Here is a 20187-nt window from a genome sequence, read left to right on the forward strand (position 1 = left end):
GCGGGGGCGTTCGCGGGGCAGGTGCGGAGTGAGGCCGGGTGGCGATTCTTCTGAACAGCCACCTGAATGACCGTTTCGCCTCATATGTGACATTGTGGACAGATGGTAGTCAAACAGCTATCTGAACGGAGAAGTGCATGTCTGTCGTGAAGAGCGCCCTGTCCGATGGCGACCGCAAGGTAGTGGGAGACGCGCTGCAAGGTGCGCTGGTCGACCTGATCGACCTCTCCCTGGTGGCCAAGCAGGTCCACTGGAACGTGGTCGGCCCGCGGTTCCGCTCTGTGCACCTTCAGCTCGACGAGGTCGTCGACACGGCGCGGCAGCACTCGGACACGGTTGCGGAGAGGGCCTCCGCACTCGGCGTCAACCCGGACGGCCGGTCCCGGACGCTCGCGAAGACCACGGCGATCGATTCCGTGCCCGATGGCTGGATCAAGGACGTGGACGCGGTACGCGTGCTCGTCGACGCCCTCCGCGTGGTCGTCGACCGCATGCGGGAGCGGATCGAGGCGACCGATGAACCGGATCCCATCAGCCAGGACATCCTGATCGCACTCACCGCGGATCTCGAGAAGCACGCGTGGATGTTCCAGGCGGAGAGTGCCTGAGCCCGAAATCGAGGAGGGAATTGCCGTGACGGACAAGAAGGCCATGGACAAGCTCAAGGGCAAGGCCAAGGAAGCGACCGGCAAGGTCACCGGAGACCGTCGCAAGGAGGCAGAGGGTAAGTCCGACCAGGCCAAGGCCAAGGCGGAAGGCACCCTGGGCGCCACCGGCGACCGCGCCAAGGGCGTGAAGGACTCCCTCACCGACGACGACAGGTAAGAGAACCGCCCACCGGTTGTGCCCCCGCGGATTCCGGTCCCGGGGGCGCCGGCATGTCCGGGGCCGCAGGATGCAGCCGACCTCGACCCGGGGGAAACTGCGGAAGAGGGCCGGGACGTCTCCCGACATCGGCCCCGGAGAGCGCGCACCGCCGTTCCGCTCCCGTTGCGCACGCCGGTAGCGCAACGGTGCGCCCTTCCGTCAGGAAGCGTGCCGTACCGACGTCGGCCGGAGGAGGCAGCCATGGTGCGGCGACGGGTGCCGGCGCTGGTCCTCGGTGGCGTGTGGTGGTGGGCGGTGCTGCGGCTGTTACTGGAGCCGGAACGCGCCGGACTGGTCGAGGGGGCGGTGGCGGCCGGGGGATGGGGGCTGAGCCTCCTGCCGGTGCATGTGGCGCCGGCGCGGCGGGAGCGGCCCGGTGACGAGCCCGCGGTCGACCGGTCGGACATACCCTTCTAGCCTCACCGCAGGCGTCGGGGGGCGTCTCGGAAGGTGTCCTCGGGCCGCACCGGCCGGTTTGCCGCAGTGGCCCGTGGCCCGTGGCCCGTGGCCCGCTAGTCCGCAGTCCGCAGTCCGCAGTCCGCTAGCCGGTGGGGCCGGCCTGGCAGTGCGGGCACCAGTAGGTGGGGCGGTCATCGCGGTCCGCCTTACGAATGGGTGTGCGGCAGCGCAGGCAGGGGCGGCCGGCCCGCCCGTAGACGAAGAGGCGCTCCCGGGTGCGGATGCGGGACATCGCGGCTGTCGCCCCGGTCGTGGTCCTCATCGGACGGTCGCGGTTCGCCTCGAGAAGCTGCTTGGCCGTGCTCACCAGGCGGGTGGCGATGGGCATGGGCAGCTCGCCCACAGGGAGCCAGGGCGTCGCGCGGGCCATGAAACAGAGTTCGCACATGTAGACATTGCCGATACCGGCGAGGTTGCGCTGGTCCAGCAGAGCGTCTCCGACGCGGCGCCCGGGGTCGGCGAGCAGATTGCGCAGAGCGGTGTCAGGGTCCCAGTCCGGCCCCAGCAGATCAGGGCCGAGATGACCGACGACCTGCTCCTCGTCTTCGGTGCGGAGCAGTTCGAGGACGGGCAGGCGGTAGCCGACGGCGGTGTGCTCCGCGGTGGCGAGCACGGCCCGGATCTGGTGGTCGGGGCCGCCTCGCCAGCGCTCGCCGGGGTCGTACACACGCCACGAGCCCTCCATGCGCAGGTGGCTGTGGAGAGTGATGCCGTCCTGGAAACGGGTGAGCAGATGCTTGCCGCGTGCCGTGGCGCCCAGGACCCTCCGGCCGGTGAGGTCGGCTGTGGCGAACCGCGGGACCCGTAGGTCGGAGACCGTCAGCACCTGGCCGGCGAGTGCGGCGTCGAGACGCCGGGCGGTCTGCAGGACGGTGTCACCTTCGGGCATGCGTCCATGATGCGCGGTCAGGGCCACACGTGGTTCCTTGCCGCGCTCGGCGCCGCACTCAGGCGCGCAGCCGCAGACCGCGTGGGGTGGCCAGGAAGCCGGCGGCCTCCAGGGTCCGGCCCAGCGGAGAGGTGAGGGAGGATGCGCCGTTGGTGCGTTCCACCGTGACCGTGCCGAGCGTCCCCGCGCGGGCCGCCAAGGCGAGGGCCTCGGCCGCGGCGCGGAGTGCGGGGTCGGCGGGATCGGTGGGCCATGCGAGCAGGGACTTGCCACCGCGCTCCATGTAGAGGGTGAGCTCGCCGTCCACGAGAACCACCAGCGCGCCGGCCTTGCGCCCCGGCTTGTGTCCCGCGCCGTCCGGGGACTCGGGCCATGGCAGAGCGGCACCGTACGCGTTGGCCGGATCGGCCGCCGCGAGGACCAGCGCACGGGGAGCCGAACCGGGGTCCGCACGGTCGCGTGCGGTGGAGGCTGCCCTGAGCCGGTCCACGGCACCGTCCATGGCGAACTGGGCCGCCCCGAGTCCCTCGACGACATAACCGCGGCGGGCCTGCCCGCTGTCCTCGAACGCGGCGAGGATGCGGTAGACCGCCGAGAACCCGCCCTCGACACCCTCGGCCTGCACCGCACCGCGGGTCACCACACCGTGGCGGTCGAGGAGCGTCCGGGCCAGGGCATGTGCGCGATGGGTCGGCTCGGGCTCGGCCGGGGGCAGCAGCGACCAGCGCCCCGAGACGGTCGGCGGACCGGTGCGGGACGCCGGACGGGCGGCCGCGGTCAGCGACCCGTAACGACCGCGCGGCACATTGCGCCTCGCGCGGTGGGCGGTGGACCCTGCCGTGCGGCCGGAGCCGAGGAGCGCACGCAGCGGGGCGAGCGTGTCGTTGGTGAGACGCCCGGACCAGACCAGGTCCCAGAGCGCGTCGGCCAGCTGGGGGTCGGTGCAGTCCGGGTGCGTGGTGGACCGGACCTGATCGGCGATCTGCCGGAAGAAGAGCCCGTACCCGCCGGAAAGGACGGTGAGGACCGACTCGTGCAACGCGGTCTCCTCCAGTGGGTGGGGCGGCGGGAGGAGCAGGGGCGCGCTGTCGGCCAGGTAGACGGAGAGCCAGCCGTCCTTGCCGGGCAAGGCGCCCGCGCCCGCCCAGACGATCTCGCCGGTGGTGGTGAGCTCGTCGAGCATGGCGGGGGTGTATCCCGCGACGCGGCTCGGAAGGATCAGCTTCTCCAGGGCGGACGCGGGCACAGGGGCGCCCTGCAACTGCTCGATGGCCCGGGCCAGTCCGTCGATGCCGCGCAGGCTGTTGTCGCCGAGGTGCTGCCACTGCGGGAGGAAACCGGCCAGGGCGGCGGGCGGGACCGGCTCCAGCTCCTGGCGGAGCGCGGCGAGCGAGCGACGGCGCAGCCGTCGCAGGACCGTGGCGTCGCACCACTCCTGGCCGATGCCCGCGGGGTGGAACTCGCCCTGGACCACACGGCCCGACGCCGCCAGCCTTTGCAGCGCCCCGTCCGTGACCGCGGGGCCGAGACCGAAACGGCTTGCCGCCTGCGTGGTGGTGAACGGGCCGTGTGTACGGGCGTAGCGGGCGAGGAGGTCTCCGAGAGGGTCCTTGACCGGCTCGGTGAACGCCTCGGGCACCCCTACCGGGAGGGCGGTGCCGAGTGCGTCGCGCAGTCGGCCCGCGTCCTCGACGGCCGCCCAGTGAGCGGCTCCGCCGATACGGACCTTGATGGCACGCCGGGACGTCTCCAGCTCCGGCGCCCATGCGGGCTCAGCGCCGCGCTCGGCCAGCTCGGCGCCGGTGAGGGGGCCGAGGACGCGCAGCAGATCGGCGGCGCCCTCGACGTCCTTGATCTTCCGGTCGTCGGTCAGCCACTGGAGCTCCCGCTCCAGTTCCCCCAGGACATCAGCGTCGAGCAGCTCGCGCAGCTCCGCCTGGCCGAGCAGCTCGGCCAGGAGATGGGAGTCGAGCGAGAGGGCTGCCGCCCGCCGCTCGGCGAGAGGGGAGTCGCCCTCGTACAGGAACTGCGCAACGTAGCCGAAGAGGAGCGAGCGGGCGAACGGCGACGGCTCGGGGGTGGTCACCTCGACCAGACGGATCCGGCGCGCTTCCAGGTCGCCCATCAGCTCGGTGAGGCCGGGGACGTCGAACACGTCCTGAAGGCATTCACGGACGGCTTCGAGGACGATGGGGAACGAGCCGAACTCGGAAGCGACCTGGAGCAGCTGGGACGCTCGCTGGCGCTGCTGCCACAGAGGCGTGCGCTTGCCCGGGCTGCGCCGGGGCAACAGCAGGGCGCGCGCCGCACATTCGCGGAACCGGGAGGCGAACAGGGCCGATCCGCCGACCTGTTCGGTGACGAGCTGGCTGATCTCCCCCTTGTCGAACACCACGTCGGTGGCCGCGACGGGGGGCTGCTCGCTGTCGTATCCGGCGGCGGGGAAGCCGGGGCCGGTGTCGCCGCGTCCGGTATCACCGCCGGTCCCGCCGCCCGCGTCCCCCTGGACCGGATCGAAGTCGAGGAGGTCGAGACCCATCAGATCGGCGTCGGGCAGTCGGAGCACGATGCCGTCGTCGGCGTGCATGACCTGCGCGTCCATCCCGTACCGCTCACCGAGCCGGGCGGACAGGGCGAGTGCCCAGGGGGCGTGCACCTGGGCGCCGAACGGTGAGTGCACCACGATCCGCCAGTCGCCCAGCTCGTCCCGGAACCTCTCGACGAGGACGGTCCGGTCGTCCGGTACGTGCCCGCAGGCACGGCGCTGCTCGTCCAGGTAGGACAGGATGTTGTCCGCCGCCCAGGCGTCGAGTCCGGCGGCGAGCAGCCGGAGCCTCGCGTCCTCGGCGGACAGTCCGCCGATCTCCCGGAGGAACGCGCCCAGCGCACGGCCGAGCTCCAGCGGGCGGCCCAGCTGGTCGCCCTTCCAGAACGGCAGCCGGCCCGGGACGCCGGGGGCGGGCGAGACCAGGACCCGGTCCCTGGTGATGTCCTCGATGCGCCAGGACGTGGTGCCCAGAGTGAAGACGTCACCGACCCGGGACTCGTAGACCATCTCCTCGTCCAGCTCGCCGACGCGTCCGCCGCCCTTCTTCGGATCGGCGCCGGCCAGGAAGACGCCGAAGAGCCCGCGGTCGGGGATGGTGCCGCCCGAGGTGACGGCGAGCCGCTGGGCACCGGGGCGGCCCGTGACCGTACCGGTGACACGGTCCCACACCACACGGGGCCGCAACTCCGCGAAGGCGTCCGACGGATAGCGTCCGGCGAGCATGTCCAGCACGGCGGTGAACGCGGACTCCGGGAGCGAGGCGAAGGGGGCCGCCCGGCGGGCCAGGGCGAGCAGGTCGTCGGCCTGCCAGCTGTCGAGCGCGACCATGGCGACGATCTGCTGGGCGAGCACGTCCAGAGGGTTGGACGGGATCCGCAGTGCCTCGATGGCGCCCGCTCGCATCCGCTCGGTGACGACCGCAGCCTGCACCAGATCGCCGCGGTACTTGGGGAAGACCACGCCGGTGGACACGGCACCGACCTGGTGCCCGGCACGTCCCACCCGCTGCAGCCCCGAGGCGACGGACGGCGGTGACTCGACCTGGATCACCAGGTCGACCGCGCCCATGTCGATCCCCAGCTCAAGGCTGGAGGTGGCGACGACGGCGGGCAGCCGGCCCGCCTTGAGGTCCTCCTCGACCTGGGAGCGCTGTTCCTTCGATACCGAGCCGTGGTGCGCACGGGCGAGGACGGCCGGCGCCGCTTTCGCGGCCCCCGACTGGGCCATGATCTCGGCGGGGGAGTGGGCGTCGGGCAAGGGTGTGCCGGCCGCCGGTTCCTCCTCGAACGCCGTGCCGGTCGCCCGCTCGTAGGCGATCTCGTTCAGCCGGTTGCACAGACGCTCGGCCAACCGCCGGGAGTTGGCGAAGACGATCGTGGAACGGTGCGACTGCACGAGATCGGCGATCCGCTCCTCGACGTGGGGCCAGATCGACGGCTTCTCCGCCTGGCCGCCCTCGTCACCGGTCGCGGGGGAGCCGCTCAGCTCGCCGAGATCCTCCACCGGGACCACGACGGAGAGGTCGAACTCCTTGGTGGACGGGGGCTGGACGATCTCCACCCTCCGCTGGGGTGACAGGAACCGCGCGACCTCGTCGACCGGGCGGACCGTCGCCGACAGCCCGATACGCCGAGCGGGCCGGGGCAGCAGCTCGTCCAGGCGCTCCAGGGAAACGGCGAGATGGGCGCCACGCTTGGTGCCCGCGACGGCGTGCACCTCGTCCACGATCACCGTCTCCACGCCGGCAAGTGCGTCCCGGGCCGAGGAGGTGAGCATCAGGAACAGCGATTCGGGAGTGGTGATCAGGATGTCCGGAGGCTTCGTCGCCATCGAACGACGCTCGGCCGGAGGGGTGTCGCCGGAACGGATGCCCACCCTCACTTCCGGCTCGGGCAGGCCCAGACGCACCGACTCCTGGCGGATCCCGGTCAACGGCGAACGCAGATTCCGCTCCACGTCGACGGCGAGCGCCTTCATCGGCGACACGTACAGCACGCGGCAGCGTTTCTTCGCCTCGGCGGGTGGCGGGTCGGCCGCCAGCCGGTCGAGCGAGGCGAGGAAGGCCGCGAGCGTCTTGCCCGATCCGGTCGGTGCGACGACCAGGACGTCCGAGCCCTCACCGATGGCGCGCCAGGCACCTTCCTGCGCGGCGGTGGGCGCGTCGAAGGCCGCCGCGAACCAGCTGCGGGTCGCGGGCGAGAACGAATCGAGTGCGGAACCGGCCATGCCCCCCATCGTGCACCCCGGCACTGACAACGGCCGGTGGACGTGTCCGCAGCTCGTCTTCCCGGACTTCGGTCACCTGCCCGGGCCTGCGAGAATTCGAGCATGGCGGAGGTGGCACCGGCAGGGGAATGGGCGAGGCACTGGCAGCACGCGGAGCTGCCCGGCCTTGATCTGCTCCGTGCGAGGTACGTCCGCCACACCTTTCCGCGCCACAGCCACGAGGGGTACGTCCTCGCCACGGTCACCAGCGGTGTGGAGGAGGTCGGCCTTCCCGAGGGCAGCGTGCAGGCCGGGCCCGGCACCGTGATCATGATCAACCCGGAAGTGCCGCACACCGCTCGCGCCGGAGTGCCCGAGGGGTGGGCGTACGCCACGCTCTATCCGTCCGCCCAGGTGATCAACGGCATCGCGGCCGATCTGACCGGTCCGCGCGGCACGGTCGGATTCACCGGGACCGGAGTGAGCGACCCGCATGCCGCCCACCTGATCACCGGAGTCCACCGGGCGGCCGAGGAGGGCAACGCCCTGGCCGCCGACAGTGTCCTGCGCATCCTGGTCGCCCGGCTGCTCGACCGCCACGGCAGCGTGCAGCCGGCCAGTGCGGCGCACTCCGCCGGTGCCCGTGACGCCGCCCGGGCGCGGGCGGTACTGGAGGAGCGGATGGACCGGCCGCCCACCCTGGAAGCGCTCGCCGCCGAGCTGGGCACCAGTCCGTTCGCCCTGTTGCGGGCCTTCAAGAAGCAGTACGGGATGCCCCCGCACACCTGGCTCACCGACGCCCGGGTGCGCTGTGCCCGGCGCATGCTCGACGCGGGGACCGCACCCGCCGAGGCAGCCGCCGCCGTGGGCTTCACCGACCAGCCCCATCTCAACCGTCACTTCACCCGGATCGTCGGGGTGCCTCCCGGCGCCTACCGCCGGGAGCGTGCAAGAACGTACAAGACCGGCAAGGGCCCCTCCCCGTAGCGTTCCGGGCGTGGCAGAACAGACAGCACCCCCTCCGAGCGCCGGTGCCCCCGACGCGCGTGACGCGGGTCCGGGCAAGCCGGACTCCGCCGTCGTCCGGGACGCACTCGGCGTGGGAATCGCCGTGGGCCTCTCCGGATTCGCCTTCGGCGTGACCTCGGCAGGCGCCGGACTGACCCTTCTCCAGTCCTGTGTGATGAGTCTCCTCGTCTTCACCGGCGCCTCCCAGTTCGCCCTCGTGGGCGCCCTCGCGGCCGGGGGCAACCCCTACACCGCCGCGGCAGGAGCGTTCTTCCTGGGCATCCGCAACGCCTTCTACGGGCTGCGGCTGTCACAGCTCCTCGCCCTGCCGCGCGCACTGCGTCCCCTTGCCGCGCAATGGGTCATCGACGAGACGACGGCCGTCACCCTGCCCCAGCCCACCAGGCGTGCCGCGCGCATCGGTTTCACCGTCACCGGGCTCACCCTCTACGCCCTGTGGAACCTCACCACCCTGGCCGGCGCGCTCGGGGCGGAGGCGCTCGGCGACACCAACGCCTGGGGGCTGGACGCGGCCGGCCCCGCCGTGTTCCTCGCCCTGCTCGCGCCGATGCTGAAGAGCACCACGGAGCGTGCCACAGCGGGAGTCGCCGTCCTCCTGGTCCTGGGCCTCCTGCCGGTGCTGCCTGCGGGCGCACCCGTACTCGTGTCCGCACTGGCCGCTCCGCTGGTCCTCTTCCTGAAGGGCCGTGGCAAGGGCGCCACGGAAGAGACCGTCATCGAAGGCACGGCGCCCGGGGAGGGCCGATGACCGTCTGGATCGCCATCGGGCTCACCGCCGTCGGCTGCTATCTCGCCAAGCTCCTGGGGCTCCTGGTCCCTGCCGGCGTCCTCGAACGCCCCCTGGTGCAACGGCTGGCAGCACTCCTGCCGGTGGCACTGCTCGCCGCTCTCACCGCCCAGCAGACCTTCGCCGACGGACAGCAGCTGGTACTGGACGCCCGGGCGGCAGGGCTCGCCGCGGCGGCGCTCGCCCTCGTCCTGCGTGCTCCGTTCCTGGTCGTCGTCGGCACCGCCGTGGTGGTCACCGCCGTCGTGCGCGCCCTGTTCTGAGGCGGGACAGGTCAGCACAGGGAACGAGCGTAGGCCCGGAGGAGGACGGGATCGGGTCAGCGCAGGGCGCGACCGTACGCCCGGAGGGTCCGCAGAGCCTTGAGTGTCACGATCGGACGGCCCTCCAAGGCCGTTCCGGGGGCCCACTGCCGCCAGTTGACCGGCCAGCCGCCGTCATCCTGCTGTTCGGCCGCCAGATGATCCAGGGAGCTCTCCAGCTCCCCGTCGCTGAACCAGCGGCGGGCGAGTGACCCGGGCGTGCGGGCGTAGTCGTAGGGGAAGTGGTGTTCTCCTGGGGCGTAGCCGGGAGGCACCGGGTATGCGGAGGGGCGGCGCGGATCGAGCACCACCAGCCGCTGCTCACGCACCAGCCGCCCCAGCCGGTCGGCGGCCGCTTCGGCGCGCGCACGGTCGGGGACGCCGTCCAGGAAGGCGACGGCGGCCTCGATCTCGTACGGATGGGACTGATCCAGAGCGTCGACGGCGGCCCAGCAGAAGTCGGTGGCCCGGAACAGCCACGCATGCCACACCTGGTTGCGGTGCAGCAGCCCGACCACCGGGCCCGTCGTCAGGAGTTCGGCGGGCGGGTCGTCGACGACGGGGATGAAGGGTGCCGCGGGGTAACCGCGCTGGGAGGGGTGGAGCGCGGGCAGCGCGCCCTCCTTGGTCGACACGTCCGTCAGGTAGCGGCAGATCCGCTCCACGCGCAGTCCACCGCAGCGGCCGATCGAGTCGAGAACGCTCAGTGCGTGAGCGGTGTGCAGCGGTTGGCTCACAGGACCGCGAAGATCGGGTTCGAGGGCGTGACCGTATCCACCGTCCTCGTTCCGGTAGGCGGCGAGCGCGGTTTCGACGCTGTCCGCGCTTCCTTCCAGGAAGAGATGGGCGAACCGCCGCTGCTCGAGAACGCGTGCGGTGAGCCAGATGAACTGCTCGGCGTGGGCAAGGGGGTCTGCTCCGGTTCCAGCCATGAACCGACCGTAGAGGGGATGAGGGGGCCGGCAGGGCCCTCCCGGCCCGGCTGCACTCTCAGGAGCGGGATACTGGGAGCATGCGGTTGACGATTTTCTGGGAACGGATGGCGGAACACTTCGGCGAGACGTACGCCGACTCCTTCGCGCGCGATCACGTCATGGCGGAGCTCGGCGGCCGTACGGTGCACGAGGCCCTGGCCGCGGGCTGGGAAGCAAAGGACGTCTGGCGCGGGGTCTGCGCCGCGGTCGGAGTGCCTGCGGACCAGCGCTGAGCGAGGGCGTCGCGCCCCCCGGCACGACAGCATCACCTGCGGCTCCCGAGCCGGTCGCCACCGGGCCGTGGGACAGGCTGTCGCTGCGGTGAGCGAGACTTGTCCCGTGGCACCGACAGACGAGACCGCCCAGACCCAGCCGCCCGCCTCGCCGCCCGTCCCGCCGGCCGCTCCACCGAATCCGCCGCCCGGCGCCGGACCCGTCCGCATGCCCGGCTGGCTGCCGCGCGCGATGGTCATGGCACTTGCTCTCTACGGGTGCTTCCAACTGGGCAGCTGGGCCTTCTACCAGCTCATCGGACTGCTGACCAACGTCCTCATCGCCTTCTTCCTGGCGCTGGCCATCGAGCCGGCCGTCAGCCGCATGGCCGGGCGCGGGATGCGCCGTGGACTCGCCACGTTCCTGGTGTTCCTCGCCGTGCTGGTCGCCGCGGTCGGCTTCGTCGTCCTGCTCGGTTCGATGCTCGCCGGCCAGATCGTCGACATGGTCGAGGAGTTCCCCAAGTACCTGGACTCGGTGATCAACTGGGTCAACCAGACCTTCCGCACCGAGCTCTCCCGGGTCGAGGTCCAGGACAGCCTGCTGCACTCCGACTGGCTCCAGAAGTACGTCCAGAACAGTGCGACCGGGGTGCTCGACGTCTCCACCACCGTGCTCGGCGGGCTGTTCCGGCTGTTGATGATCTTCCTGTTCTCGTTCTACTTCGCCGCCGACGGCCCCCGGCTGCGGCGCGCGCTGTGCTCGGTACTGCCCCCCTCCCGGCAGACCGAGGTGCTGCGCGCCTGGGAGATCGCGGTCGACAAGACCGGCGGCTACATCTACTCGCGCGGGCTGATGGCTCTGATCTCCGGTGCGGCGCATTACGTCCTGCTCCTTGCCCTCGGTGTGCCCTATGCACCGGCGCTCGCGGTCTGGGTCGGCCTCGTCTCGCAGTTCATCCCCACGATCGGTACGTATCTCGCCGGCGCGCTGCCCATGCTGATCGCCTTCACCGTCAACCCGTGGTACGCGCTGTGGGTGCTCGGTTTCGTCGTGGTCTACCAGCAGTTCGAGAACTACGTGCTGCAGCCGAAGCTCACGTCCAAGACGGTCGACATCCACCCCGCGGTCGCCTTCGGCTCAGTGGTCGCGGGTACCGCGCTGATGGGCGCCGTCGGGGCGCTGATCGCCATTCCGGCCGTCGCGACGCTTCAGGCGTTCCTGGGCGCCTATGTGAAGCGCTACGACGTGACGGACGACCCCAGGGTGCAGGGGGGCCGGCTGTCGCGGCGTGGTGAGCCGGTGCCGTCGAGGATCCGCCGCGCGTTGCGGGCCCGCGGCGGGGATGACGCGGGCCCGGCCGGCGGCAGCCGGTGACCTCGGCCGGCAGACCCGGGTCCTGGACCTCCACGAGATATCTCCAGGCGTCGGGCCTGCTGTCGTCGAGATAGGTGAATCAGTGGACCCGGCGCCAGGTTCCGCCCGACAGCGACCTGCCGAGGCTCCGGCGGCCCCCGCAGGGCGGCGATATCCCGAGCGGTGTTGCGGGCGCCGACAGCGACAAGAGCGGCATATCAGGACAGGTCAGGAATGGATGTCCGGATGTCGACTGAAATCAACGTGATGTCCGTCGCGGTTCATTGACTTGCTGGATGTGTGCTGCTATAAGCCACTACCCTCGTCGTATCGGCCCGGCGCGGTGCGCTTGACACTGAAATCGAACATCCATTCTTATGGGATTCCGGCCGGGATTTGCCGGGTCCGGCCCTGGAGTTGTCCACAGGCCGGGAGGACGTCGAGGCCCATTGTCAGTGGCAGGGGTTAGCGTCTGTGACGTGAAGCGATCGACTCAAGCAAATCGGGTGGAACCCATGGCAGGAACCGACCGCGAGAAGGCGCTGGACGCCGCACTCGCACAGATTGAACGGCAATTCGGCAAGGGCGCGGTGATGCGCCTCGGTGAGCGGCCGAACGAGCCGATCGAGGTGATCCCCACCGGGTCCACCGCCCTCGACGTCGCGCTCGGCGTCGGCGGTCTGCCGCGCGGCCGCGTGGTGGAGGTGTACGGACCGGAGTCCTCCGGCAAGACGACGCTGACGCTGCACGCCGTGGCGAACGCGCAGAAGCTCGGCGGCTCGGTGGCGTTCATCGACGCGGAGCACGCTCTGGACCCGGAGTACGCGAAGAAGCTGGGCGTCGACATCGACAACCTCATCCTCTCGCAGCCGGACAACGGCGAGCAGGCGCTGGAGATCGTGGACATGCTCGTCCGCTCCGGCGCGCTCGACCTGATCGTCATCGACTCCGTCGCGGCCCTGGTGCCCCGTGCGGAGATCGAGGGCGAGATGGGCGACTCGCACGTGGGCCTGCAGGCGCGTCTGATGAGCCAGGCGCTCCGTAAGATCACCAGCGCGCTCAACCAGTCCAAGACCACGGCGATCTTCATCAACCAGCTGCGCGAGAAGATCGGGGTGATGTTTGGCTCCCCGGAGACGACGACCGGTGGCCGGGCGCTGAAGTTCTACGCCTCGGTGCGTCTGGACATCCGCCGGATCGAGACGCTCAAGGACGGCACCGACGCCGTGGGCAACCGCACCCGCGTCAAGGTCGTCAAGAACAAGGTGGCGCCGCCGTTCAAGCAGGCCGAGTTCGACATCCTCTACGGCCAGGGCATCAGCCGTGAAGGCGGACTGATCGACATGGGCGTGGAGCACGGCTTCGTCCGCAAGGCCGGCGCCTGGTACACGTACGAGGGCGACCAGCTCGGTCAGGGCAAGGAGAACTCCCGCAACTTCCTCAAGGACAACCCCGACCTGGCCAACGAGATCGAGAAGAAGATCCTCGACAAGCTCGGCGTCGGTGTCCGTCCGGAGGATGCCGCGGCGGAGCCCGCAGCGGATGCGGCGGTCACCGCGGGTGCCCCGGCCGACGGGGCGGCGGCCAAGTCGGTGCCGGCTCCCGCGACCAAGGCCAAGCCTGCCAAGGCCGCGGCGGCCAAGAGCTAGGCCGTGACGCGTCGCACGGAGTGGCCGGGCGCTGACGCCGCCGGCGAGGAGGAGGCCGGCCCGGCGTACGCCGCAGAGCCGTCCAGGGGCCCCTCGGAGCCCGGTCGGGGGGCCGGGTTCGGCGAGGGGGCGGGCCGTCGTTCCCGCTCCCGCTCCAGGAGCAGCGGTTCCCCTTCCTCGTCGAGGGCCGAGAAAGGGGAACCGCGAGACCCGGTCGAGCAGGCGCGCAACATCTGTCTCAGGCTGCTGACCGGGACGCCGCGCACCCGCAAGCAACTCGCCGACGCGCTGCGCAAGCGGGAGATCCCCGACGAGGCGGCGGAGGAAGTGCTCTCGCGGTTCGAGGACGTGGGACTGATCGACGACGCGGCGTTCGCGGACGCCTGGGTCGAGTCCCGGCACCATGGCAGAGGACTGGCCCGCCGTGCCCTCGTGCGCGAGCTGCGCACCAAGGGTGTGGATCCGGCGGTGATCGACGAGGCGGTCGGGCAGCTCGACCCCGACCAGGAGGAGGAGACCGCCAGGGAGCTCGTCGCGCGGAAACTTCGCTCCACCCGGGGGCTGGACCGGGACAAGCGCCTGCGTCGGCTCGCCGGCATGCTGGCGCGCAAGGGATACGGGGAGGGAATGGCGCTGCGCGTGGTGCGTCAGGCGCTCGAGGCGGAGGGGGAGGACACGGAAGGGCTGGACGAGCCCTTCTGATCGGCGAACGGGGGACTGGGGGAGCGCGTCGACCGGGGGCACGGGGGTGCGCCGGTCGATGGGCACGGGGCCCGGGAAACGGGGGGTGCCGCCGGTCGATGGGCACGGGCGGCCGGTGGCTCGGGCGTGAACATCGCGGGGAGTCAACATGGTTGGCCAGGCATGAACGGGGCTCAGAGCGACCGGCACGGCATGAACGGGCCTTGCTGTGACGGGCACGGCACGACGGTGACTCGGTGTGACGGGCCGGAGGCGCAGTTCGTGTGAGCGGGGTCTGTCGGCGGTGGCGGAGGGGGCCATCGCCGACGGGCCGCGCGTGGTGCCGGCCAGCAGCGTCGCCCGGCGTCGTGGTGCCGGACAGGAGGGAAGTCCGGCGGTCACGATGCCGGACAGGGGTGTTGCCCGGCCGTCATGGTGCCGGACCGGGGTGTTGTCCCCGCCGTCACGATGCCGGACCGGGGTGTTGCCCGGCCGTCATGGTGCCAGGACAGGAACACACTGCGGCGGGCCGCGCTCGGGTCCGGCGGGGTCGCACCCGGCAGCCGCGCTCAGTGCCCAGCCCGGGCCGCCCGGAGGATCGTGGCGTCGATCAGGGCCAGTGCGTCTGCGGCCGTACGGCCGGGATGCCGGTTCCAGGGGCCGATCAGACCGGTCCAGCCCACCGAGCGCAGCTCGGTGATGAGCCAGGCGCCGGCCCGGTCGACGGTGTCCAGCGATCCGTAGCCGAGCCGGTGGGCGGTCAGCATGGCCCCGCAGAGGCAGCGCGCACCGCGAGCGTCGCGCAGGCGATAGGGGGTGTTCTGCCAGCCCCACTCGGCCAGAATCCGCCGGGCGTAACCAAGATGGGTGGACGGACGCACATCGGGCTGTCCGATCCGGCGCCACGCGTGCAGGCGCTCGGGCAGCACGGCGCCGAGACGCCCGGGAAGCGCGCGCTCGCGGGGCTGCCTCGCGGGCATGCTTCGCAGTGAGTCCTCGATCAGCCGGTCGACGGGCACGGACAGCAGGTCCCGCCAGTCGGCCGGGTGCCGGGGCGACGTCTCGCCGACCGGTTCGCGATCCGGTGATGAGGGGCCCGGGGCCGTGCGTTCCCAGCCCGTCACGATGCGCTGCCAGGCATCCGTGTCGTGGAGCTGGGAGATCTGTGCGTCGAGCTGGTCCGGGGTGAGCTGAACGGTTTCCATCGGTACGACATCTCCATACATTCCGGTCCTCAGTGATGAGGCGAATGTCCGTCGCGCGCGACGATTGCTCTACCGGAGAGCAGCGTTGGAGTGGGTCGGAGGTCCATTCGGCCGTGTCCGCAGCCGATCGGCCGTGCGGGCGTCACCGGCCGTGTCGGCGTCACCGGCCGTTCGCCTGCGGACAGGGCACGTCGGCCCGCCATCCCGGAGGCCGTTCGGAGAGGTGGCCAGGGGCGCTCGCCGCCTTGGGAGGCCTGGCGGCCGGGGTGCCTCAGGCCGCTGTGGGAGGGCCTGGCGGACCGGGTGTCTCAGGTCGTCGTGGGAGGGCCTGGCGGATCGGGTGCCTCAGGTCGCCGTGGGAGGCGGTGAGCCGGGGTGCCTCAGGTCAGAGAGCGACCGGGAGCCCGGCCGCGCGCCACGCCTGGAAGCCGCCGGTCAGGTCCGTGGCCCGGTGCAGTCCCAGCTGACGCAGGGAGTCGACCGCGAGACTCGAGGCGTACCCCTCGTTGCAGATCACCACGACCTGTAGATCGTGGCTCACCGCCTGGGGGGCACGGTGGCTTCCCTGCGGATCGAGCCGCCATTCCAGCTCGTTGCGCTCGACGACCAGGGCCCCGGGGATCAGTCCGTCCCTCTCGCGCAGGGCCGCGTAGCGGATGTCGACCAGCAGGGCCCCTCGGGCAGCCGCGGCTGCGGCCTCCTCGGGGCCGACCCGCTCGTAGCCCGCGCGTACCCGGACGAGCAGTTCGTCGATGCCCACCCGCTCCCGGCGGCCTCGGCCCCCGCCGCTCACTGCCAGTCCTCCGGGCGCTCGGTCTGCTCCAGGCGCAGCACCGCTCCCGTGCGGCTGTAGCGGCGGATCTGCGGCAGGGGCGGGTAGTACGCGTGCACCGACACGGCGTGTTCGTGGCCGGATTCGTTGAGTACCTCGTGGACGTGGTGTCGGCCGAACGCCCTGCCCTGGCCGGTGGCCAGGAGCCGGGTCCGGTCGATGCCCTCGCTCAGTTCGAGGGTCCTCCAGCCGTCGGTGGGCAGCCGGGCGGCCAGTGAGTGCTCCCTGAGGCCACCCGCGGCGACGGTGAACGCCCCCGTCGACTCGGCGTGGTCGTGCCAGCCGGTGCCGGTACCGGGAGGCCAGCTGATGAGCCACGCCTCGCTTCCCCCGGGGCCGTCGAGCCGGAGCCAGGTACGTCCCTCGGGGTCGAGCGGGAGCGAGGCGACGAGCGCGCTGTCCTCCGCGGTCCGGCGGACGAAGTCGAGCAGTTCCGCGGCGGTCGGGGCCCCGGTGCCCGTGCCGGCGGCCGTCGGAGCCTCGGTGCCGACGGCGGGGCGGGGATCCGTACCGACGGCGGCCGATGGATCCGTGCCGACCACGGTCGAAGCCGGCGCGGCCGTGTCGACGGCGGACGCGGGCGTGGGCAGGGAGAAAGAGGATGCAGACACAGAAACCGTCCTGAGAAGTTCGCGTGTGAGCACAGCCGCGGTCGAAACAGCGGGGCGTGCCGGGTGAAGGCGATTCAGCAGGACGGGCGACACACGCAGCCCGCATAGCGGACGAGATCCATATGGACCCTCCGCCACAGGCGCACATCGGTGTCGGTCATGATCTGGAGTACACCATGTGCGTCTGCGGCGGTCAATTGACGTCCGCGGTCCGGTCGGAACTCGTGGTCGTGCGAGCCCCGTCTTCGCGCGCCGTGTCCACGCCACCCCCACGCGCCGCGTCGGCAGCCGCGAAGAGCTCCTGGGGTCGCACCCCGCTGAAGGCGGCGACGAGATGGCCGTCCGGCCTGACCAGCAGAACCGTGTGGGCCGTTGCGCCCGGGTAGCTCTCGGTCACCAGCAGCTCGGCCTTCACCGGGAGGGATCCCACCGCGTCGACGAGACGGGGCATGACACCCGCCGTCAGCCAGTGTCGTCTGTCCCACACCCCGGTACCGGGTGCGACCAGGATCACCAGCAGGTGCCCCAGGCCCAGCCGGTCGCGCAGCCGCACCGTCTTCCCGTCGGGTGCGGTCACCCGGACGTCGGCGACCGGTGCGCCGGGGGCCGTCCCTACGGAGACGTGGGCTTCGGCGCGCCGAGGCGAGAGGGGGGAGTGCGTGTACGAAGGGGGCGCGCCCAGAGGCCCGCATCCCAGATGGCCGTCGGCCAGCAGGGTGTCGTGCCCGCGCGCGGCGCCGGGCACGAGTGTCCGGAGGGCCGCGCCGCCCCGCAGTATCGGCAGTGACTGGTCGGCTGCCCGCAGCCGGGAGGCGACCGCGGCCCTTCGCTCGGCCTGGTAGCTGTCGAGCAGGAGACCGGAGGCATTCCCGTGCCAGGCCTGTGCCAGCTTCCAGGCCAGGTTCTCGGCATCCCGCAGCCCCTCGTCCAGACCCTGGGTGCCGAGCGCGCCCAGCAGGTGCGCGGCATCCCCGGCGAGGAACGCGCGCTCGACCCGCCAGCGCCTGGCCAGCCGGTGGTGGAGCGTGTACACGCCCGTGTCCAGCAGTTCGTAGGGCGGCGTCTCACCGCACCAGCCCTCGAGGGTGTCGCGGATCCGGGTGATCAGGGCGTCGGGGGTGACGAGTTCGCCGCGTGGCGGAAGAAGCCAGTCCAGCCTCCAGACCCCGTCGGGCAGCGGCCTCGCGGTGACCTCGGCACCCCCGGAACGCCAGGGCGGAGCCCGGTGCAGCACGGCCTCGCCGGGCCAGGGCAGTTGGGCGCGGAGCGCCGCGACGGCGTGCCGTTCCACCGCCGTACGACCAGGGAATCTGATGTCCAGGAGCTTGCGCACGGTGGAGCGCGCACCGTCGCAGCCCACCAGGTAACTCCCGCGCCACCAGGTCGATCCCGGCTCCCGGGTGTGCACGGTGACCCCGTGCTCGTCCTGCTCCAGGGTGTCGATCCTGCTGAACGGCACCAGGGTGACCAGGTCGTGTGCGGCGACCGCCGCCCGCAGTCCTCCGGTGAGCGCGTGCTGGGGGAGGTGGACGGGCGAGGGCAGCGGAACGGTGCCCTCCTCCTCGCCCAGCGCCACTGCCCGCACCAGCTGCTTGCGACGCACCGACCGCCAGCCGGCCCACCGCAGTCCTTCTTGGTGGAGCACCGAGCAGCCGAGCCGTTCCACCAGGTCCGCGGTGTCCTCGCGCAGCACGACGGTGCGCGCCGGACGCTGTTCCTCCTTGCCGGGACCTTCGTCGAGCAGGACGGAGGGCACGCCCTGTGCCGCGAGGGCGAGCGACAGCGCCAGCCCGACCGGGCCGGCGCCGACGACGATCACCGGGTCCACTGGGGGAACCCTCCCGCACCGGTCGTCGAGGTCGAGGGGGAGGAGGGGGAGAGGGCTGCGACGTGGGTGGTTCGGGGCGGGATCACAGAACGTATGCAACCTACTGTCGATGCGCGCGTCAAGTGACCCGCGAACGTGGCGGGGGGGGGGGGGGGGGGGGCGCGCCCCCCCCCCCCGCCGCACCGGAGAAGCGGGTCACTCGTAGGGGTAGAACCCCGAGCCTGTCTTCCGCCCTCGAGCCAGCTCGCGAACGACGTCAGCGCGAAGTTCAGTGCCATGTAGATCAGCGCGATGATGGTGAAGCACGCGATGGTGTTCGCCCCGTAGTTCGCGCTCATCGGACGGACCGACGCCAGCAGCTCGGGGAAGGTGAGCACCGCACCGCCGAGGGCCGTGTCCTTCACGATGACCACGATCTGGCTGACGATCGCGGGCAGCATCGCGGTGACCGACTGCGGCAGCAGCACGTACCGCATCGTCTGGCCCTTGCGCATGCCGATCGCCTTCGCGGCGTCGGTCTGCCCTCGGGGGAGGGAGAGGATGCCTGCCCGCACGATCTCGGCGAGTACCGAGGCGTTGTACAGGACCAGGCCCGTGACGACGGCGTAGAGCAGCCGGTCCTCTGTGGCGAGGGTCGTGAACTCCGCGTACGCGGCGTTCGCCGTGATCATCAGGATCAGGACCGGGATCGCGCGGAAGAACTCCACGACGACGCCGGACGGCATGCGCATCCACCGGTGGTCGGAGAGTCGGCCGATCCCGAAGAGGGCACCGAGCGGCAGGGCGATCAGCAGGGCGAAGAACGCGGCCTTGAGCGTGTTCTGGAGCCCGGGCCAGATATAGGTCTCCCACGGCTGGGGGCTCGTGAAGAACGGCTCCCACTTGACCCAGTCGAGCTGGTGCTTCTCGGCGAGGCTGCTGAACACCCACCACGCCGCGGCCGCGAGGGCTGCCACGAAGACGACGGTGTACAGGACGTTGCGCTGCTTGGCACGGGGGCCCTGCGCGTCGAAGAGGACGGACGTCGTCATCGCTTCACCGCCACCTTCTTGCTCACCCAGCCGAGGAGGAGCCCGGTCGGGAGGGTGAGGCAGATGAACCCGAACGCGAAGACTGCGGAGATCAGGATCAGTTGTGCCTCTGCCTCGATCATGTCCTTCATCAGGTACGCCGCTTCGACCACACCGATCGCCGCGGCGACCGTGGTGTTCTTGGTCAGCGCGATCAGCACGTTGGCCAGCGGATTGACGACCGCGCGGAAGGCCTGCGGGAGGATGACCAGCCGGAGGACCTGGGTGAAGCTCAGACCGAGTGCCCGTGCGGCCTCGGCCTGGCCCGTCGGCACCGTGTTGATGCCCGAGCGCAGTGCCTCGCAGACGAAGGCCGCCGTGTAGAGGGCCAGTGCGAGCACCGCGAGGCGGAAGTTGATGACCTCGAAGTCGCCTCCGCCTCCGAGCTTGACCTGCAGGGTCTGGAACAGGCCCAGCGACGCGAAGACGATGATGACGGTCAGCGGGATATTACGGATGATGTTCACATAGGCGGTACCGAAACCGCGCATCAGGGGGACCGGGCCGACCCGCATACCGGCCAGCAGCGTTCCCCATATGAGGGAACCGAGGGCTGAGTAGACGGTGAGTTTCACCGTCACCCAGAAGGCCCCCAGTAGGTCGTAACCTTCAAGAAAGTCGAACACGATCTCCCGTGCTTCCACGTGTGGGGAGGGCTCGGTGCGCCGCCTCGGCGGCGGCG

20 protein-coding genes and 1 pseudogene are annotated in these 20187 nt (G+C 71.3%); 10 read left to right on the forward strand and 11 right to left on the reverse strand.

The features are described 5' to 3' along the window. Positions 1 to 137: 137 nt before the first annotated feature. From OO67_RS31205 to OO67_RS31215, 3 genes are all read left to right on the forward strand, one after another. Positions 138 to 608, forward strand: coding sequence for a Dps family protein (locus OO67_RS31205; protein WP_033305159.1), 471 nt, complete (start codon positions 138 to 140; stop codon positions 606 to 608). 25 nt (positions 609 to 633) lie between these two features. Beyond that, positions 634 to 825 carry a CsbD family protein gene (locus OO67_RS31210; protein WP_033305160.1) on the forward strand — a complete coding sequence of 64 codons (192 nt, stop codon included), beginning with the start codon at positions 634 to 636 and terminating at the stop codon, positions 823 to 825. A 243-nt stretch (positions 826 to 1068) separates the two neighbouring features. Next, the gene (locus OO67_RS31215) at positions 1069 to 1284 is read left to right on the forward strand and encodes a hypothetical protein (RefSeq protein ID WP_033305161.1); all 216 of its coding nucleotides are present in this window, start codon (positions 1069 to 1071) and stop codon (positions 1282 to 1284) included. Between the two features lie 124 nt (positions 1285 to 1408). On the opposite strand, the gene OO67_RS31220 is transcribed toward OO67_RS31215, so the two are convergent. Both OO67_RS31220 and OO67_RS31225 read right to left on the reverse strand, forming a co-directional pair. Beyond that, a complete protein-coding gene (locus OO67_RS31220; protein WP_033305162.1) occupies positions 1409 to 2215 on the reverse strand; it encodes an Fpg/Nei family DNA glycosylase in 807 nt (268 codons plus the stop codon). A 58-nt stretch (positions 2216 to 2273) separates the two neighbouring features. Further along, positions 2274 to 6989 (reverse strand): Lhr family ATP-dependent helicase, encoded by a 4716-nt coding sequence (locus tag OO67_RS31225; protein WP_208861107.1) that lies wholly within the window; start codon positions 6987 to 6989, stop codon positions 2274 to 2276. Positions 6990 to 7091: 102 nt separating this feature from the next. Between OO67_RS31225 and OO67_RS31230 the strand changes: the two genes are divergently transcribed. From OO67_RS31230 to OO67_RS31240, 3 genes are read left to right on the forward strand one after another with little or no spacing between them, the layout of a single operon-like run. Then, positions 7092 to 7955, forward strand: coding sequence for an AraC family transcriptional regulator (locus OO67_RS31230; RefSeq protein ID WP_033305164.1), 864 nt, complete (start codon positions 7092 to 7094; stop codon positions 7953 to 7955). A 10-nt stretch (positions 7956 to 7965) separates the two neighbouring features. Next, on the forward strand, positions 7966 to 8745 hold the full coding sequence (locus tag OO67_RS31235) for an AzlC family ABC transporter permease (protein ID WP_033305165.1): 780 nt from the start codon (positions 7966 to 7968) through the stop codon (positions 8743 to 8745). Then, a complete protein-coding gene (locus OO67_RS31240) occupies positions 8742 to 9047 on the forward strand; it encodes an AzlD domain-containing protein (protein ID WP_033305166.1) in 306 nt (101 codons plus the stop codon). Before OO67_RS31235 ends, OO67_RS31240 begins: the two co-directional genes overlap by 4 nt. A gap of 56 nt (positions 9048 to 9103) precedes the next feature. On the opposite strand, the gene OO67_RS31245 is transcribed toward OO67_RS31240, so the two are convergent. Further along, positions 9104 to 10018 (reverse strand): hypothetical protein, encoded by a 915-nt coding sequence (locus OO67_RS31245; protein WP_033305167.1) that lies wholly within the window; start codon positions 10016 to 10018, stop codon positions 9104 to 9106. Between the two features lie 80 nt (positions 10019 to 10098). Between OO67_RS31245 and OO67_RS31250 the strand changes: the two genes are divergently transcribed. Together OO67_RS31250 and OO67_RS31255 are read left to right on the forward strand one after the other, a co-directional pair. Continuing rightward, complete coding sequence (locus OO67_RS31250) at positions 10099 to 10293, forward strand: DUF3046 domain-containing protein (RefSeq protein ID WP_033305168.1); 195 nt, start codon at positions 10099 to 10101, stop codon at positions 10291 to 10293. Between the two features lie 208 nt (positions 10294 to 10501). Then, positions 10502 to 11650, forward strand: coding sequence for an AI-2E family transporter (locus tag OO67_RS31255; RefSeq protein WP_033305169.1), 1149 nt, complete (start codon positions 10502 to 10504; stop codon positions 11648 to 11650). On the opposite strand, the pseudogene OO67_RS40240 reads toward OO67_RS31255, so the two are convergent. Continuing rightward, positions 11637 to 11771: pseudogene (locus tag OO67_RS40240) on the reverse strand (short-chain dehydrogenase); the annotation flags it as partial. The gene OO67_RS31255 and the pseudogene OO67_RS40240 sit on opposite strands and share 14 nt — an antisense overlap. A gap of 373 nt (positions 11772 to 12144) precedes the next feature. Between OO67_RS40240 and recA the strand changes: the two are divergent. Both recA and recX read left to right on the forward strand, forming a co-directional pair. Beyond that, entirely contained in the window at positions 12145 to 13278 is a 1134-nt protein-coding gene (gene recA / locus OO67_RS31260) for a recombinase RecA (RefSeq protein ID WP_033305170.1), read from the forward strand. Between the two features lie 3 nt (positions 13279 to 13281). After that, the gene (recX, locus tag OO67_RS31265; protein ID WP_033305171.1) at positions 13282 to 13980 is read left to right on the forward strand and encodes a recombination regulator RecX; all 699 of its coding nucleotides are present in this window, start codon (positions 13282 to 13284) and stop codon (positions 13978 to 13980) included. 548 nt (positions 13981 to 14528) lie between these two features. On the opposite strand, the gene OO67_RS31270 is transcribed toward recX, so the two are convergent. The 7 genes from OO67_RS31270 to OO67_RS31295 all read right to left on the reverse strand — a co-directional run bounded on the left by OO67_RS31270 (position 14529) and on the right by OO67_RS31295 (position 20131). Then, entirely contained in the window at positions 14529 to 15164 is a 636-nt protein-coding gene (locus tag OO67_RS31270) for a DUF6197 family protein (RefSeq protein WP_033305172.1), read from the reverse strand. Positions 15165 to 15549: 385 nt separating this feature from the next. Then, positions 15550 to 15963: a rhodanese-like domain-containing protein gene (locus OO67_RS31275; RefSeq protein ID WP_382057461.1), complete on the reverse strand. Its 414-nt coding sequence runs from the start codon at positions 15961 to 15963 to the stop codon at positions 15550 to 15552. Further along, positions 15954 to 16607: a cupin domain-containing protein gene (locus OO67_RS31280; RefSeq protein ID WP_033305174.1), complete on the reverse strand. Its 654-nt coding sequence runs from the start codon at positions 16605 to 16607 to the stop codon at positions 15954 to 15956. Before OO67_RS31280 ends, OO67_RS31275 begins: the two co-directional genes overlap by 10 nt. A gap of 74 nt (positions 16608 to 16681) precedes the next feature. Beyond that, complete coding sequence (locus tag OO67_RS40935; RefSeq protein ID WP_311605579.1) at positions 16682 to 16768, reverse strand: putative leader peptide; 87 nt, start codon at positions 16766 to 16768, stop codon at positions 16682 to 16684. Positions 16769 to 16800: 32 nt separating this feature from the next. Then, complete coding sequence (locus tag OO67_RS31285) at positions 16801 to 18435, reverse strand: FAD-dependent monooxygenase (protein ID WP_033305175.1); 1635 nt, start codon at positions 18433 to 18435, stop codon at positions 16801 to 16803. Continuing rightward, positions 18423 to 19466: an amino acid ABC transporter permease gene (locus OO67_RS31290; RefSeq protein ID WP_244300364.1), complete on the reverse strand. Its 1044-nt coding sequence runs from the start codon at positions 19464 to 19466 to the stop codon at positions 18423 to 18425. The genes OO67_RS31285 and OO67_RS31290 overlap by 13 nt, the downstream gene beginning before the upstream one ends. Then, positions 19463 to 20131: an amino acid ABC transporter permease gene (locus OO67_RS31295; RefSeq protein WP_033305247.1), complete on the reverse strand. Its 669-nt coding sequence runs from the start codon at positions 20129 to 20131 to the stop codon at positions 19463 to 19465. Before OO67_RS31295 ends, OO67_RS31290 begins: the two co-directional genes overlap by 4 nt. Positions 20132 to 20187: the final 56 nt, after the last annotated feature.

Origin of the sequence: Streptomyces atroolivaceus, assembly GCF_000717025.1 — a bacterium.
In the GTDB taxonomy this organism is placed as follows: Bacteria; Actinomycetota; Actinomycetes; order Streptomycetales; family Streptomycetaceae; genus Streptomyces; species Streptomyces atroolivaceus.

Coding starts and splice junctions, on each gene's coding strand:
- OO67_RS31290 (WP_244300364.1), bottom strand. CDS start 19,466: ATGACGACGTCCGTCCTCTTCGACGCGCAGGGCCCCCGTGCCAAGCAG.
- OO67_RS31250 (WP_033305168.1), top strand. CDS start 10,099: ATGCGGTTGACGATTTTCTGGGAACGGATGGCGGAACACTTCGGCGAG.
- OO67_RS31230 (WP_033305164.1), top strand. CDS start 7,092: ATGGCGGAGGTGGCACCGGCAGGGGAATGGGCGAGGCACTGGCAGCAC.
- recA (WP_033305170.1), top strand. CDS start 12,145: ATGGCAGGAACCGACCGCGAGAAGGCGCTGGACGCCGCACTCGCACAG.
- OO67_RS31205 (WP_033305159.1), top strand. CDS start 138: ATGTCTGTCGTGAAGAGCGCCCTGTCCGATGGCGACCGCAAGGTAGTG.
- OO67_RS31220 (WP_033305162.1), bottom strand. CDS start 2,215: ATGCCCGAAGGTGACACCGTCCTGCAGACCGCCCGGCGTCTCGACGCC.
- OO67_RS31215 (WP_033305161.1), top strand. CDS start 1,069: ATGGTGCGGCGACGGGTGCCGGCGCTGGTCCTCGGTGGCGTGTGGTGG.
- OO67_RS31240 (WP_033305166.1), top strand. CDS start 8,742: ATGACCGTCTGGATCGCCATCGGGCTCACCGCCGTCGGCTGCTATCTC.
- OO67_RS31255 (WP_033305169.1), top strand. CDS start 10,502: ATGCCCGGCTGGCTGCCGCGCGCGATGGTCATGGCACTTGCTCTCTAC.
- OO67_RS31270 (WP_033305172.1), bottom strand. CDS start 15,164: ATGGAAACCGTTCAGCTCACCCCGGACCAGCTCGACGCACAGATCTCC.
- OO67_RS40935 (WP_311605579.1), bottom strand. CDS start 16,768: ATGACCGACACCGATGTGCGCCTGTGGCGGAGGGTCCATATGGATCTC.
- OO67_RS31245 (WP_033305167.1), bottom strand. CDS start 10,018: ATGGCTGGAACCGGAGCAGACCCCCTTGCCCACGCCGAGCAGTTCATC.
- OO67_RS31225 (WP_208861107.1), bottom strand. CDS start 6,989: ATGGCCGGTTCCGCACTCGATTCGTTCTCGCCCGCGACCCGCAGCTGG.